Annotated in this window: 11 protein-coding genes; 2 read left to right on the top strand and 9 right to left on the bottom strand. The window is 72.2% G+C overall.

The annotated features are described in order from the left end of the window. Nucleotides 1-5: 5 nt before the first annotated feature. The 3 genes from ACFC0D_RS15900 to ACFC0D_RS15890 form a co-directional block, all read right to left on the bottom strand. The gene (locus ACFC0D_RS15900; protein WP_376435378.1) at nucleotides 6-1,841 is read right to left on the bottom strand and encodes a PQQ-binding-like beta-propeller repeat protein; all 1,836 of its coding nucleotides are present in this window, start codon (nucleotides 1,839-1,841) and stop codon (nucleotides 6-8) included. Between the two features lie 133 nt (nucleotides 1,842-1,974). Next, on the bottom strand, nucleotides 1,975-3,783 hold the full coding sequence (locus ACFC0D_RS15895; RefSeq protein WP_376435376.1) for an ABC-F family ATP-binding cassette domain-containing protein: 1,809 nt from the start codon (nucleotides 3,781-3,783) through the stop codon (nucleotides 1,975-1,977). A gap of 118 nt (nucleotides 3,784-3,901) precedes the next feature. Further along, nucleotides 3,902-5,932: a protein kinase gene (locus tag ACFC0D_RS15890; RefSeq protein WP_376435375.1), complete on the bottom strand. Its 2,031-nt coding sequence runs from the start codon at nucleotides 5,930-5,932 to the stop codon at nucleotides 3,902-3,904. Between the two features lie 324 nt (nucleotides 5,933-6,256). On the opposite strand from ACFC0D_RS15890, the gene ACFC0D_RS15885 reads away from it, so the two are divergent. Next, complete coding sequence (locus ACFC0D_RS15885) at nucleotides 6,257-7,240, top strand: hypothetical protein (protein ID WP_376435372.1); 984 nt, start codon at nucleotides 6,257-6,259, stop codon at nucleotides 7,238-7,240. 16 nt (nucleotides 7,241-7,256) lie between these two features. Here the strand turns inward: ACFC0D_RS15885 and ACFC0D_RS15880 are convergent, their stop codons facing one another. From ACFC0D_RS15880 to rsmI, 6 genes are all read right to left on the bottom strand, one after another. Continuing rightward, a complete protein-coding gene (locus tag ACFC0D_RS15880) occupies nucleotides 7,257-8,216 on the bottom strand; it encodes a 4-(cytidine 5'-diphospho)-2-C-methyl-D-erythritol kinase (protein ID WP_376435483.1) in 960 nt (319 codons plus the stop codon). 41 nt (nucleotides 8,217-8,257) lie between these two features. Continuing rightward, a complete protein-coding gene (gene rsmA, locus ACFC0D_RS15875) occupies nucleotides 8,258-9,130 on the bottom strand; it encodes a 16S rRNA (adenine(1518)-N(6)/adenine(1519)-N(6))-dimethyltransferase RsmA (protein WP_329119616.1) in 873 nt (290 codons plus the stop codon). 16 nt (nucleotides 9,131-9,146) lie between these two features. Then, on the bottom strand, nucleotides 9,147-10,520 hold the full coding sequence (locus ACFC0D_RS15870; RefSeq protein WP_376435369.1) for a ubiquitin-like domain-containing protein: 1,374 nt from the start codon (nucleotides 10,518-10,520) through the stop codon (nucleotides 9,147-9,149). 72 nt (nucleotides 10,521-10,592) lie between these two features. After that, entirely contained in the window at nucleotides 10,593-11,462 is an 870-nt protein-coding gene (locus tag ACFC0D_RS15865; RefSeq protein ID WP_376435367.1) for a TatD family hydrolase, read from the bottom strand. 110 nt (nucleotides 11,463-11,572) lie between these two features. Continuing rightward, nucleotides 11,573-12,049, bottom strand: coding sequence for a hypothetical protein (locus tag ACFC0D_RS15860; protein ID WP_376435364.1), 477 nt, complete (start codon nucleotides 12,047-12,049; stop codon nucleotides 11,573-11,575). Between the two features lie 140 nt (nucleotides 12,050-12,189). Continuing rightward, complete coding sequence (gene rsmI, locus ACFC0D_RS15855) at nucleotides 12,190-13,077, bottom strand: 16S rRNA (cytidine(1402)-2'-O)-methyltransferase (protein WP_376435361.1); 888 nt, start codon at nucleotides 13,075-13,077, stop codon at nucleotides 12,190-12,192. Between the two features lie 52 nt (nucleotides 13,078-13,129). Here rsmI and ACFC0D_RS15850 point away from each other — a divergent pair, with 52 nt between their 5' ends. After that, nucleotides 13,130-14,872 (top strand): dolichyl-phosphate-mannose--protein mannosyltransferase, encoded by a 1,743-nt coding sequence (locus tag ACFC0D_RS15850; RefSeq protein WP_376435358.1) that lies wholly within the window; start codon nucleotides 13,130-13,132, stop codon nucleotides 14,870-14,872. Nucleotides 14,873-15,009: the final 137 nt, after the last annotated feature.

Below are 15,009 nucleotides of genomic sequence, written 5' to 3'. Positions count from 1 at the left end.
GACCGTCACTTGCTGAAGGCCATCATCGTCTTGACTTCCTTCTCCTGCTTGTCGTTCGACGCGCTCACCCGGCCGCTGGACACCACGAACGTGCCGTTGCCGTAGGCGTAGCCGGCGTCGTAGAAGGTGTTCTCGATCTGGGCCGTCGACGCCGGGTGCTGGAGCAGCATCTTCGGCGCTCCGCCGGTCGGGGCGAGGGTGGCGACACCGCCGCCGGTGTCGTACGAGGCGTCCACGTAGAGCAGGACGTCCGCACCCTCCATGCGCAGCGGGGTCATGGTCCGCTCGGCCGGGGCGGAGGCGCGCCACTTGGACTTGCCGGTGTTCAGATCGAAGGCGACGACCGCGTTGGCGGTGCCGTAGGCGGCCTCGGTGGCCATGTAGAACGTGTTGGCGTCGGCGGCCACGCCCGTGCAGCCCTGGAGGTTGCGGCCGAAGACGACGAACCCGCCGCCGCACTTGGGCGCGTACTTGTCCTTGCCGCCCTCGATCTGCGAGCGGAGCTTGCCGTCCGCGGTGACCGCGAAGACGGTCCACTTCTTCTCGTCACGCTGCTGGGCGGAGACGACCAGCGGGTTCACCGAGTAGATCTTGTCGACTTCCCAGTTGGGCTGGAGCTTGAAGGTCCACCGGGGCTTTCCGGTGTTCGGGTCGACCTCGCTGATCTGCTCCTGCTTGTTCTTGTAGTCGCTGGTGGGGCAGCTGGCCGCGGCGATCAGCTTCGCGCCGCCCGCGAAGGCGTAGGGCTTGCAGCCGCTGGTCGGCCCGGTGAAGAGGTCGCGCCCGTCGGCGAGGGAGTAGCCGTGCGAGCTGCCGGTGCCGGCCGCGGTGACCGTGTTGCCGCTGACGGCGAGGGTGGTGTCGGACAGCGAGCTGAAGCCGGTGCCCTTGGGGACGGACTTCTTCCAGCCGACCTTGCCGGTCTTGAGGTCGACCTTCTGCAGCTCGGTGCACTTGGCACGGTCGCCGGCGCTGTCGTTGACGCCGATGACGAGGCTGCCGTCGGTGGCGGGCTCGGGGGCGGTCGTGCACAGCTCGAAGGGCAGGTCCAGGTGCCACTTGGCGGAGCCGTCGCTGAGGCTGTAGCCGTCGAGGCTCTTGTACATGCCCTTGACGACGATGTCACCGACGATCCACGGGCCGAAGACGTCGGCGCCGTTGCGGGGCAGGTCGACGTTGTTCTTCAGCAGCCAGTTGATCTTCGCTTCGCCGGCCTTGCGGCCTGCGTTGAGGTCGTCCTCGGCGTTGCGGCCGTCGCCGCTGCCGTCGCCCTGGTCCACGGACTCGGACGGCTTCGGGGTGCCGCTGGTCGCGGTCGGCTTGGCGATCGGCTCCTTCTCGCCGTCACCGCTGAGGGCGAACCAGGTGCCGCCGCCGATGACGAGGAGTCCGGCCACGGCCGCGGCGACGATGACACCCGGCTTGCCCTTGAAGAAGTTGCCGCCACCGGAGGGGGTGGGCGCGGCGGGGTACTGGGGCTGGCCGGGGTAGCCGCCGTAGGGACCGGGCTGACCGTACGGACCGGGCTGCTGGTTGTACGGGCCGGGCTGCTGACCGTAGGGACCCGGCTGCGGCTGCTGGCCGTACGGGCCGGGCTGCGGCTGCTGCTGGGGGTAGCCGTAGCCGGGCTGGGGCGCCTGCTGCGGATAGCCGTAACCGGGCTGCGGCGGCTGGGTGTAGGGGCCGGGCGCGGCGGGCGGAGGCGTCTGAGGTGCCTGCGGTGCCTGCGGTGCCTGCGGCGGGACCGGGGGCATCGGCGGGACGCCCTGTCCCGAGCCCTGGTCCTGCGGATCCTTCGATGCGCCGAAGCCCGGCGGCTGGTTGCTGGGCGGCTGGGTCATCAGCGTTCCCCCTTGATGTGAGCGGGTTTTCTTTCTACCACTCCCGGGTTGGCGCAAAAGTGACCGGTCCGTCCCTTGTTCCCAAGGGAGGACCGGCCCGTGATGCCCTCGTTACGCGTCCTGCACGGCTTCTCTACGCGTCCTCTGCCAGTTCCAGCCAGCGCATCTCCAACTCCTCGCGCTCCCCGGCCAGTTCCCGCAGCTCCGCGTCCAGCTTTGCGACCTTCTCGAAGTCTGTGGCGTTATCGGCGATTTGCGTGTGCAGCTTGGCCTCCTTCTGGGAGACCTTGTCGAGCTGCCGCTCGACCTTCTGCAACTCCTTCTTCGCCGCGCGGGCATCTGCGGCGGAGACACCGGGCTTCTGCTGCGCGGTCTGCGCGGCGGCCGGGGTCGGCACCGACGCCTCGATCATCTTCCGACGCCGTTCCAGGTACTCGTCGATACCGCGCGGCAGCATCCGCAGCGTCGCGTCGCCGAGCAGCGCGAAGGTCCGGTCGGTGGTGCGCTCGATGAAGAACCGGTCGTGGGAGATGACGACCATCGAGCCGGGCCAGCCGTCGAGGAGGTCCTCCAGCTGGGTCAGGGTCTCGATGTCCAGGTCGTTGGTGGGCTCGTCGAGGAAGAGGACGTTCGGCTCGTCCATCAGCAGGCGCAGCAGCTGGAGCCGGCGACGCTCGCCACCGGAGAGGTCGCCGACCGGCGTCCACTGCTTCTCCTTGGAGAAGCCGAACTGCTCGCAGAGCTGACCGGCGGTCATCTCCCGGCCCTTGCCCAGGTCGACCCGGTCACGGATCTGCTGGACGGCCTCCAGGACGCGCAGCGTCGCGGGCAGTTCGGTCACGTCCTGGGAGAGGTAGGCGAGCCGTACGGTCTTGCCGACGACGATCTTCCCGTCGGCGGGCTGGATGTCGCCCTGGGTCACGGCCGCGTCGGCGAGCGCCCGCAGCAGGGAGGTCTTGCCGGCGCCGTTGACGCCGACCAGGCCGATGCGGTCGCCGGGGCCGAGCTGCCAGGTGAGGTGCTTCAGCAGCGTCTTGGGGCCGGCGGTGACGGTGACGTTCTCCAGGTCGAAGACCGTCTTGCCGAGCCGGGCGTTGGCGAACTTCATCAGCTCGGACGTGTCGCGCGGCGGCGGCACGTCGGCGATCAGCTCGTTGGCGGCCTCGATGCGGTAGCGGGGCTTGGAGGTACGGGCGGGGGCGCCGCGCCGCAGCCAGGCGAGCTCCTTGCGCATCAGGTTCTGCCGCTTGACCTCCTCGGTGGCGGCGATGCGCTCGCGCTCGGCGCGGGCGAAGACGTAGTCGGAGTAGCCGCCCTCGTACTCGTGCACGTCTCCGCGCTGCACGTCCCACATGCGGGTGCAGACCTGGTCGAGGAACCAGCGGTCGTGGGTGACGCAGACGAGCGCGGAGCGGCGCTCCTGGAGGTGCTTGGCGAGCCAGGCGATGCCCTCGACGTCGAGGTGGTTGGTGGGCTCGTCGAGGACGATCAGGTCCTGGTCGTCGATGAGGAGCTTGGCGAGCGCGATCCGGCGGCGCTCGCCACCGGAGAGCGGGCCGATGACGGTGTCGAGGCCCTGCTCGAACCCGGGCAGGTCGAGCCCGCCGAAGAGCCCGGTGAGCACGTCACGGATCTTGGCGCTGCCGGCCCACTCGTGGTCGGCCATGACACCGATGACCTCGTGCCGGACGGTGGCCTTCGGGTCGAGCGAGTCGTGCTGCGTGAGCACCCCGAGCCGCAGCCCGCCACTGTGCGTGACCCGCCCGGTGTCGGCCTCCTCCAGCTTGGCGAGCATCCGGATGAGGGTGGTCTTGCCGTCGCCGTTGCGGCCCACGACGCCGATCCGATCGCCCTCGGAGACGCCGAGCGAGACACCGTCGAGCAGGGCACGTGTGCCGTACACCTTGCTGACAGCCTCGACATTGACCAGGTTGACGGCCACTTTGACTCCTGTACAGGGGGATGGATCGACGTCCAAGGGTAGACGCCGGGCCGGTGGGACGACGTGCGGCGTTTTCCTTCGAGGCCCGGCCCCGCGCCGGGCAGGGCCAGGACACCCCCTAGCAGCGGGCCAGGGCGCCGCTCCCCCCGGTGGTCTTGTCGGCGAACACCCAGCCCTCGGACTCCGTGCCCTGGATACGGGCGTAGATCCACTTGTTGCCGTGGGCGTTGGTGACGTAGCAGTGGTAGTAGACCTTCGCGCCGTCCTTGACCGCGGTCACCCAGCCGCACTCCGCGTACGGCCCGGTGTAGAGGTGGGAGTTCTGGGACAGGTATCCGTAGCCGTCGCTGCGGTTCGCGTGGGTCCATCCGGTGCACGCGGTCGAGACCGGAGCGGGCTCCTTCGCCGTGGTGCTGGGCGTGGGCTTCGGCTTCACGGAGGCGGTCGGAGACACGGTCGGCTTGTCGCCGTCGCCGGGCGTCGTCGGGGTGGGACCTGACGTCCCACCCCCGTCCGAGGGGGTGCCGGCGGGCGTCTCGCCGGGGCTCATGGACGTCAGGTCCCCTGGGGAGGTCGGGGCGTCGCCCGAGCCGGCGCCACCGGACGTGTCCCCGTCGGCCGGGGCACTCGCCGTGGGTCGTGCCGCCTGCGGGCCGCCGGCCGGCTCGCTCTCCGTGTTCATCAGCCCGTAGGCGACGCCGCCACCGACGACGACGGTGGCGACCGCCGCCGCGACGACGGTACGGGCACGACGGCGGCCCGCACGGACGGTCGCGGTACGGGTCTCGGAGCGCCCCGCAGGCCCGGTGGGCGGACCGGGCGTGCCGGGCGGGAAGCCCGGCTGCGCGGCGCCGGGTGCGCCGGGCTGCTGGAACGGCGCGGCGGCGGAACCGAAGGCACCGGGCGGGGTGACGGGCCCGGGGGCCGGCGCCGGTACGAACGCGGCCGCCGGAGCCGGGGTTACGGAACCGGCAGCCGGGGTCACGTGGCCAAGGGCGTGGGTGACGTGACCGGGAGCCGGGGTTACGGAACCGGGAGCCGGGGATACGGAACCGGAAGCCGGGGTCATGGGACCGGGAGCCGGGAATACGGAACCGGAAGCCTGGGTCACGTGACCAAGGGCGTGGGTGACGTGACCAGGAGCCGGGGCTGCGTGACCGAGGGCGTGGGTGACCTGACCGGGAGGCGGGGTCACGGGACCGGGCGCGGGCGGAGCCTGCGCGTACCCCGGCGCGGGGTCCATGCCCCCGCCCGCGGCGATTGCCTCCAGCATCGCGCGCGCCTGCCCGGCGTCGGGCCGCCGGTGCGGCTCCTTGGCCATCAGCGCCCGGAGCACCGGTGCGAGCGGTCCCGCTCGCACCGGCTCCGGCAGCGGCTCGGTGACGATCGCCGACAACGTGGACCAGGCCGACGTGCGCCGGAAGGGCGACGTGCCTTCCACCGCCGCGTACAGCGTCATGCCGAGCGACCAGATGTCCGAGGCGGGGCCGGGGTCCTGTCCCTGTGCGCGCTCCGGCGGCAGATAGTCGAGGGACCCGACGAGTTGACCGCTCTGGGTCAACTTGGCCATGGCGTCGTCGCCGGAGGTCTCCATGGTGGCGATGCCGAAGTCGGTGAGCACGACCCTGCCCCAGCCTCCGCCTCCGGCCGGGGGGACCCCCGTCTCGCTGCGCTCGGCGCGTTCGAGGAGCACGTTGCCGGGCTTGACGTCCCTGTGCAGGACCCCGGCCCGGTGAGCCGCGTCGAGCGCGTCCATCAGCTTGGCGCCGATGGCGGCCACGTCGCGCGGGTCCAGCGGGCCGCGCTGCGTCAGCACGTCGTCGAGGGAGGACCCGTCGACGAGCTCCATGACGATGACCGGCAGCCCCCGCTCCTCGACCACGTCGTGCACGGTGACCACGCCGCTGTGCCGGATACGGGCGGCGGCCTGCGCCTCCCGCTGCATCCGTTCCCGCAGATCGGCCAGTTCGGCCGCGGAGGCGTCGGTGTAGGCCCGCAGCACCTTGACGGCGACCTCACGGTTCAGCAACTGGTCCACCGCCCGGGCGACCACACCCATGCCACCGCGCCCGATCGTCGCGGTCACGCGGTACCGCCCGCCCAGAACCTCGCCGACCAGTTCCGCGCCGTTCGCCCCCGTCACCGTCACACCCCGTCCGTCGCACTGCTCGGATCCACCACCGCAAGAAATCCAGCGTAGGGGTACGCCTACGTGCGAGTGCGCACGGTCCGAAGCTCGCCGCGCGGGTGAGCCCCGGCACGGACCTGAGCCCCGACTGCCCCCGTGGAACCCTTCGACGACCGTTGTCCGGCAGCGCATCTGACCTGAGGTCAGGGCCTGCCAACCGGCCCCATGTCGTCGGCCGGGCGGGCGACCTCCCGGCCCTGGCTGCCGCCCCCCCGAGCTGACGCATCGTCATGTTCTTCTGGTGCCGGGCACACCCGGCGCTCCAGCCCGCCCAAGGAGAGGTCCATGCCCCGACTCCCACGCCTGGCGGTCACCGCCACGGCCGCCCTCGCCCTCGCCCTGCTCGCCTCCGCGCCCACCTCCGCCGGAGAGCCGGTCGTCACCGATCCGCGCATCGTCGCCCACTTCGACTTCGCTGCCGGCCAGACCCCGGAGAACATCGCCCTCTCACCCGACGGCTCCGCCAACGTGACGTTCGCGTTCGCCCGGCAGGTCGCCCGCGTCGACAAGAAGGGCGACACCCGGATCCTCGCGACCCTTCCCGCCGTCGCGAACCCGAACACCCCCGTCATCGGAGTGGCCGCGGTCCTGGGCATCACCCGCGCCCACGACGGCACCCTCTACGTCACGTTCGCGACCGGGACGAGCGAGACGGGCGTCTGGCGCATCGGCCCCGACGGCGCCCCGCCCGTGCAGATCGCCGAGCTGCCGCCCGACGGGTTCCCGAACGCCCTCGCCCTCGACGAGGAGTGCGGCACCCTCTACATCGCCGACTCGGTCCGCGGCACCGTGTGGAGCGTCCCGCAGGAGGGCGGTACGCCCACGGCCTGGGCCACCGGGACCGCGCTCCAGCCCCTCGCCCCGCCCGCCGGCTTCGGCGTCGGCGCCAACGGCCTCAAGTTCCACAACGGCGCCGTGTGGGTGTCCAACACCGACCGCCAGACCCTGCTGCGCATCCCCGTACGCGCCGACAAGAGCGCCGGCCCGATCGAGACCCGGGCGACCGCGCTCATGGGGATCGACGACTTCGGCTTCACCGGGAAGGGGGACACCGTCCTCGCCGCGCTGTTCATGGACAACGACATCGCTCTCGTGCGTCCCGACGGCACGCACGAGATCGTGCTCACGGAGCAGGCCGGGCTCTCCAACCCGACCTCCGTGGCCGTGCGCGACAAGACCGTCTACGTCACCAGCGCGTCCTTCTTCGAGCCGGTGAAGGACCCGAACCTGCTCCTGGCCACGCTCAACAAGGGCAAGGGCAAGGGCTAGGGCCCAGGGCTGGGGCCTAGCGCTGGGGCAGGACCGTCGCGCCCGGCGCCGGCGACACGGCCACGTGGGCCGCGCGGCAGGTGCCGGAGGCGATCAGGGCGGCCGCCACGGTGTCCGCGGCCTCCGCGTCCTTCACCAGGAACGCCGTCGTCGGGCCCGAGCCCGAGACGAGGGCCGCCAGGGCTCCCGCCGCCGTGCCGGCCTCCAGGGTGGCGTTCAGAGCCGGCCGCAGGGACACGGCGGCCGGCTGGAGGTCGTTGGCCAGCGCACCGGCCAGGGCGGTCACGTCACCGGTGCGCAGGGCCTCCAGGAGCGCCGGGGAGGCCGCGGGTTCGGGCACGTCGACGCCCTCGGCGAGCCGGTCGAACTCGCCGAACACCACCGGCGTCGAGAGCCCGCCGTCCGCGACGGCGAACACCCAGTGGAACGTGCCGCCCACGGGGAGCTCCGTCAGGATCTCGCCGCGTCCGACACCGAGCGCCGCCCCGCCGACCAGGCTGAACGGAACGTCGCTGCCGAGCTCGGCGCAGATCTCCAGCAGCTCCGCGCGCGAGGAGTTCAGGCCCCACAGCGCGTCGCAGGCGAGCAGCGCGCCCGCGCCGTCCGCGCTGCCGCCCGCCATGCCGCCGGCGACCGGGATGTCCTTGGCGATGTGCAGATGCACGTCCGGGGAGATGCCGTGCCGGGCGGCGAGCAGCTCCGCCGCGCGTGCGGCGAGGTTCGTCCGGTCCAGCGGGACCTTGTCCGCGTCCGGTCCCTCGCAGGTGACGGTCAGCTCGGCGGCGGGTGCCGCCGTGACCTCGTCGTACAGCGAGACGGCGAGGAAGACGTTGGCCAGGTCGTGGAAGCCGTCGGGGCGCGCCGCGCCGACCGCCAGCTGGACGTTGACCTTCGCCGGCACCCGTACGGTGACGCCCGGGGCGGCATTCGAACCCGCCCCGCTCGCGGGCTCCGTGGCGCCGCCGGTCGCCGTCACCGCGCCGCCGAGGCCGTCGTGGGCCCCATGACCCGTACCGCTCACGCCTTCGCCTCCGCGATCCGCGCGAATTCCTCCACCGTCAGCGCCTCGCCCCGCGCCTGCGGCGAGATCCCGGCCTTCACCAGTGCCTCCTCCGCCGCCGCGGGCGAGCCCGCCCAGCCGGCGAGCGCGGCCCGCAGGGTCTTGCGGCGCTGCGCGAACGCGGCGTCGACGACCGCGAAGACCTCCGCCTTGGAGGCGGTGGTCGCCACCGGCTCCGTACGGCGGACGAGCGAGACGAGGCCCGAGTCGACGTTCGGCGCGGGCCAGAAGACGTTGCGGCCGATCGATCCGGCCCGCTTCACCTCGGCGTACCAGTTCGCCTTCACCGACGGCACGCCGTACACCTTGTTCCCGGGCTTCGCCGCGAGCCGGTCGGCGACCTCCGCCTGGACCATGACCAGGGTCCGGTCGATGGTCGGGAACCGGTCCAGCATGTGCAGCAGGACGGGCACGGCCACGTTGTACGGGAGGTTCGCGACGAGCGCCGTGGGCGGCGGGCCCGGCAGCTCCTGGACGTGCATCGCGTCGGAGTGGACCAGCGCGAAGTGGTCCTTCTTCCCCGGCAGGCGGGCGGCGATCGTCGCCGGCAGCGCCCCTGCCAGGACGTCGTCGATCTCGACGGCCGTCACCCGGTCCGCGGCCTCCAGGAGTGCCAGGGTCAGCGAGCCGAGCCCGGGGCCCACCTCCACGACCACGTCGTCGGGGCGCACCTCGGCCGTGCGGACGATCCGCCGGACCGTGTTGGCGTCGATGACGAAGTTCTGGCCCTTCTGCTTCGTGGGACGCACGCCGAGGGCTGCGGCCAGTTCACGGATGTCGGCGGGGCCGAGGAGGGCGTCGGGGCCTTCGGGGCCGGTGGTGGTGCTCACCGGTACAGCCTACGGCTCACTGATGCAGCCTTCGGCCGCAGTGCGGCCACGGGCTCGCGCCGCGCTGCACGTAGAGCTTCTTCGCCCGGTACGTCTGCTCCGAGGCGGACGCGTTCTGGGCGGTTCCGCTGCCGCCGAGCGAACGCCAGGTGCCGGGGTCGAACTGGTAGAGCCCGCCGTACGTGCCCGACGGGTCGACCGCGTTCGGCCGGCCGCCGGACTCGCAGGCCGCGAGCGCGCCCCAGTCCAGCCCGTCCGCCCCGTCCACCGACGAGGGCAGCGGCCGGGTGCCGACCTTCACCTTGCGGGTGACCGGCTCCCGCACGATCTCCTCGGCGATCTTCTTCGGCTTCTGCCTGACGCCGTTGACGGTCCGCAGGGCGTACGTGACCCGGCGCACCCCGCGTACCCCCTGCCGTTCGACGACCTCCGTGCCCGCGAAGAGCTCGGGGTCGCGGGTCCTCTCGACGGTGTACGGGATGGGCTCCTCCCGGACCTCCTTGGTGCCGGTGATCCGCATGACGGTGATCGTCTGGCCGTCGCGCGGGAAGGAGTTCGGCGGTACGGAGGTGGTGTCCTGGCCGGAGAGGGTGATCCCGGCCTCCTCGACGGCCTCGCGGACGGTGGCGGCGTTGGTGCGCAGGGTCCGGGCACGGCCGTCGGCGAGGAGGGTGACGGCCCGTTCGGTACGGACGTCGAGGGCGAGGCCCTGGCGGGTGATGGGGGCGGAGCGGGAGACCGAGAGGTACGCGCCCTCGGCGCGGACGCCGAGCTGGCGCAGGGCGCCTTCGACGGTCCTGGCCGTGGTCCACACCTGACGGCGCTCTCCGTCGAGGGTGAGGGCGACGGGCCGGCCGTAGCGCACCACGACCTCGTCGCCGCTGGCCAGGTCCTCGCCGGGCGCCGGGGCGACGATGTCGTGGGAGCCGACGGCCAGGCCCTCGTCGGCGAGGAGCTCCTCGACGTCGTCGGCGAAGGTGTGCAGGGTGCGCGGCACGCCGTCGACGGAGAGCCGGATGGCCTTGTCGTTGGCGACGAAGGCGCTGGTGCCGCCGGCGAGGAAGGCGACGACGAGGGCCTGCGGGACGATGCGCCGCAGCCCCTGGCCCGCGCCGGGGAGGGTCTTGCGGCGGCGGGCGGCCCGCCGGGCCTCGGCGCGCGTGCCCCGGCCCGCGGACTGACCGGGGGCCTGGCCCTGGGGCGCCTGACCGGCGGGCCGGCCAGGGGCCTGACCTGCGGCCTGGCCCGGGGCCTGACCGATGGGCCGGCCCGGGGCCTGACCAAGGGCCTGGCCCGGGAGGACGAGCGGGGCCGCCTGGGTGGGCTGCTCGTGGACGGGCAGGTCCGCCGCCCGCCGTCCGGCTCGGTGACTGCCCTGGGAAGTGCTCACGAGGCCGGGACCCTAGCCCCGGCGGTGATCACTCTCCAAAACGACCCGGCTACTACACGTAACCGTTATGCATCAGTAATCGAAGGCGGTGGCCGTGTTCACGGCGATCGCCTCGCAGAGCTCCTCCTCCGCGATTCCCCGTACGGCCGCCATCGCGCGGACGGTGACCGGGATCAGGTACGGCGCGTTCGGCCGTCCCCGGTACGGCGCCGGGGTGAGGAACGGGGCGTCGGTCTCGACGAGGACCAGCTCCAGCGGGGCGACCGCGAGGGCGTCGCGCAGCGGCTGCGCGTTCTTGAAGGTCATGTTGCCCGCGAAGGACATGTAGTAGCCCTTCGCGGCGCAGATCTCGGCCATCTCGGCGTCGCCGGAGTAGCAGTGGAAGACGGTCCGCTCCGGCGCGCCCTCCTCGTCCAGGACGCGCAGGACGTCGGCGTGCGCCTCGCGGTCGTGGATCACGAGCGCCTTGCCGTGCCGCTTGGCGATCTCGATGTGGGCGCGGAAGGAGCGCTCCTGGGCGGCCATGCCCTCGGGGCCGGTGCGGAAGTAGTCCAGACCGGTCTCTCCGACGGCCCGTACGTACGGCAGGGCGGCGAGCCGGTCGATCTCGGCGAGCGCCTCGTCGAGGGCGGCGTCCCCGCCGGCCTCGCGGGCGCCCTGGCGGGACCAGCCGTCCGCGTCGCCGAGCACGATCCGGGGGGCCTCGTTGGGGTGGAGGGCGACGGCGGCGTGCACGTTCTCGTGGGCCGCTGCGGTCTCGGCGGCCCACTGGGACCCCTTGAGGTCGCAGCCCACCTGGACGACCGTGGTGACGCCGACGGCGGCGGCCTTGGTGAGGGCCTCCTCGACGGTGCCGGACTGCATGTCCAGGTGGGTGTGCGAGTCGGCCACCGGCACCAGGAGGGGCTCGGGCAGTGGCGGCGGGGCGTCCTTGGAACTCATGACCCCGATCGTACGAGGGGCCATGAGTTCACTCGCGGTGGCCTGCGGGGCAGGTGGCTACGGAGCCGGTGCCCGCGGGCCGGTGGTTGCCGGTGGTGACGGAGCCGGGGCTACGACGCCGGGGGCTTGCGGTGGAACAGGTCCGACAGATGGCGCCTGCGGGACTCCTTCACGTACACCGGGCCGGGAGCGTCCCCCTCGGGTGCCTCGCCCCGTTCGAGGTCCTGACCGATCGGCCCCGCCAGGCCGATCGGGCCGGCGGGTGTGACCGGCCGCTTCGCCCCGGTTGCCTCGGCGGCTCCGGCCGCGCGCGGATGGTAGGCCTGTTCCCACGAGTCGAGCACCGAGGAAACCTGGCCCGCACGCATGATGCGGACGACATGGCCGCCGCAGTTCATGCAGGTCGGGCTGGACAGCGGCGACGGGACCCGTTCGCCGCCGGCCTTGTAGACGATGAATTCATGGCCGGCCGCGTCGACGTGGTGCTCGATGTCGTACGCCTGCTCCCAGCCGTACCCGCACCTCATGCAGGCGAAGGCGTACGCCTCGTGGGCGACGGGTATGCCGGTGCCGGTGATCTCACTCATGCCAGCTCCTCTCCACTGGATCCAGTGGACGCCTTTTCGGGCCGGAGCGCATCAGCGCCGGACGAACAATGGAACACCCTTTGGCGTTCCCTTGCTCTCAGGCCTTCAGAAGGCCCGCCGCGCGGGTTTCGCTTTGCTTTTCACGATAGCTCTTTACCCTTTCCGGGGCCCGTCGCAGCCGCGTTCTTTGCCGCGACGACGGCATCGAACACCTCCCGCTTGGGAAGCCCCGCCTCGGCCGCGACCGCCGCGATCGCCTCCTTGCGCCGCTCCCCCGCCTCCTCGCGCACCCGCACCCTGCGCACCAGCTCCTCGGCGTCGAGCTCGGCGGGCGCGGCCTCCGGGGCGCCCTCGACGACGACGGTGATCTCACCCCGTACGCCGTCCTTCGCCCACTCCGCCAGCTCGCCCAGGGCGCCGCGCTTGACCTCCTCGTACGTCTTGGTGAGCTCGCGGCAGACGGCGGCCCGGCGCTCGGCGCCGAAGACCTCGGCCATCGCGGCGAGGGTGTCGTCGAGCCGGTGCGGGGCCTCGAAGTAGACGAGCGTCCTGCGCTCCTTCTCGACCTCCCGCAGCCGCCCGAGCCGCTCGCCCGCCTTCCTCGGCAGGAAGCCCTCGAAGCAGAAGCGGTCCACGGGCAGCCCGGACAGGGCGAGCGCGGTCAGCACGGCGGAGGGGCCGGGGACGGCGGTGACCTTGATGTCCTGCTCGACGGCGGCGGCGACCAGCCGGTAGCCGGGGTCGGAGACGGACGGCATGCCCGCGTCGGTGACGAGCAGCACCCGCGCGCCGCCGACGAGCGCCTCGACCAGTTCGGGCGTACGGGCGGACTCGTTGCCCTCGAAGTAGGAGACGACCCGGCCCGTGGTGTGCACACCGAGGGCCCTGGTCAGGCCGCGCAGCCGCCGGGTGTCCTCCGCCGCGACGATGTCGGCGGTCTCCAGCTCGGCCGCGAGCCGCGGCGGCGCGTCCCCGATGTCCCCGATGGGCGTACCTGCAAGTACCAGCGTTCCTGTCACATGGGTCATCCTCCCAGCCCGGACAGGCGACTCGCACAGGCGCGTTCCCTACGATGGCGCGGTGACCAGTACCGCACCCGAGGCCCTGCAGGGTCAGCACGTCGTGGAAGAGCCCCCGTCGTGGCAGCAGCGTCTGCGGCGCTTCGGCTACGCACCGCCCGCATCGAGGGCCGCCGGGCCGGGGCTGCGTGAGCGTCTCGTGCCGTCGTACACACGGCCGTCGAAGCGGCTGTGGTCACTGCTCGGGGTCACGCCCGGGGCCTCGGACGTGATCTGGCGGCTCGCCGCCTGGGGCGGTCCGCTGCTCGTGGCGCTGCTGGCGGGGCTGCTGCGGTTCTGGAACCTCGGCAAGCCGAACGCGGTGATATTCGACGAAACGTACTACGCCAAGGATTCCTGGGCGCTGATCAACCAGGGTTACGAGGGAGCGTGGCCGAAGGACATCGACAAGTCGATCCTCGCCAACCCCGACGCGGTCGCGATCCCCACCGAGCCGGGCTATGTGGTCCATCCGCCGATGGGCAAGTGGGTCATCGGTCTGGGTGAGAAGATCTTCGACTTCACGCCGTTCGGCTGGCGGTTCATGGTGGCGCTGCTCGGCACCCTCTCGGTGCTGATGCTGTGCCGGATCGGGCGGCGGCTGTTCCGCTCCACGTTCCTGGGGTGTCTGGCCGGTCTGCTGCTCGCGGTGGACGGTCTGCACTTCGTGATGAGCCGTACGGCGCTGCTCGACCAGGTGCTGATGTTCTTCGTGCTCGCCGCCTTCGGATGCCTCGTCGTCGACCGTGACTGGGCGCGGCGGAGGCTGGCGGGTGCGCTGCCCGTGGACGAGGAGGGGGTTCTGCGGCCGGACGCGGACATCGCGGAGACCCTGCGGCTCGGCTGGCGGCCGTGGCGGCTCGCGGCGGGGGTGACGCTGGGGCTCGCGGCGGCGACCAAGTGGAACGGTCTGTACGTCATGGCCGCGTTCGGTCTGATGGCGGTGCTGTGGGACGTGGGCGGCCGGCGCACGGCGGGCGCGGTCCGGCCGTACGCAGCGGTGCTCCGGCGCGACCTGATCCCGGCGTTCGTCTCGGTGGTACCGGTCGCGATCGTCACGTACCTGGTCACGTGGACGGGCTGGATCGTCACGGACAAGGGCTACTTCCGCAACTGGGCGACGGAGCAGGACAAGCTGAACGGCGGCGGGACGTGGGCCTTCCTGCCGGACTGGCTGCGCAGCCTGTGGCACTACGAGACCGAGGTCTACAAGTTCCACGTGGGCCTGAACTCGCCGCACACGTACGAGTCGAATCCGTGGAGCTGGATCGTCCTGGGCCGCCCGGTCTCGTACTTCTACGAGTCCCCGTCACCGGGCACGGCGGGCTGCCCCGCGAACGCGACGGAGAAGTGCGCCCAGGAGGTCCTGGCCCTCGGCACACCGCTGCTGTGGTGGGCGGCGTGCTTCGCGATCCTGTACATCCTGTGGCGCTGGGCCTTCCGCAGGGACTGGCGGGCGGGCGCGATCGCGTGCGGGATCGCGGCGGGCTGGCTGCCGTGGTTCCTCTATCAGGAACGCACCATCTTCCTTTTCTACGCGGTGGTGTTCGTGCCGTTCCTGTGTCTCGCGGTGACGATGATGATCGGCGCGATGATCGGCCCACCGGGCTCCTCGGAAAGGCGCCGGACGTTCGGGGCGGTGGGGGCGGGAGTTCTCGTTCTTCTCATCGTCTGGAATTTCATCTACTTCTGGCCGATCTACACGGGCACGTCGATTCCGATGGACCAGTGGCGGAATCGGATGTGGCTGGACACCTGGGTGTAGCGGGGCAGGAACACGAAGAGGGCGCGGCCGGCGGCCGCGCCCGCGTGGGGGTTGTTGGCTGCCAGCGGTGACCCTACGCGGCCCGTAGACGGCCCACAGACGGCCCCGGGGCCCCGCACCCCCCCCCCGAACGATAG

This window comes from Streptomyces sp. NPDC056222 (genome assembly GCF_042264065.1).
Lineage (GTDB): Bacteria > Actinomycetota > Actinomycetes > Streptomycetales > Streptomycetaceae > Streptomyces.
The sequence above is the reverse complement of the archived record's forward strand: the minus strand, read 5'-3'. Positions and strand labels throughout refer to the sequence as shown.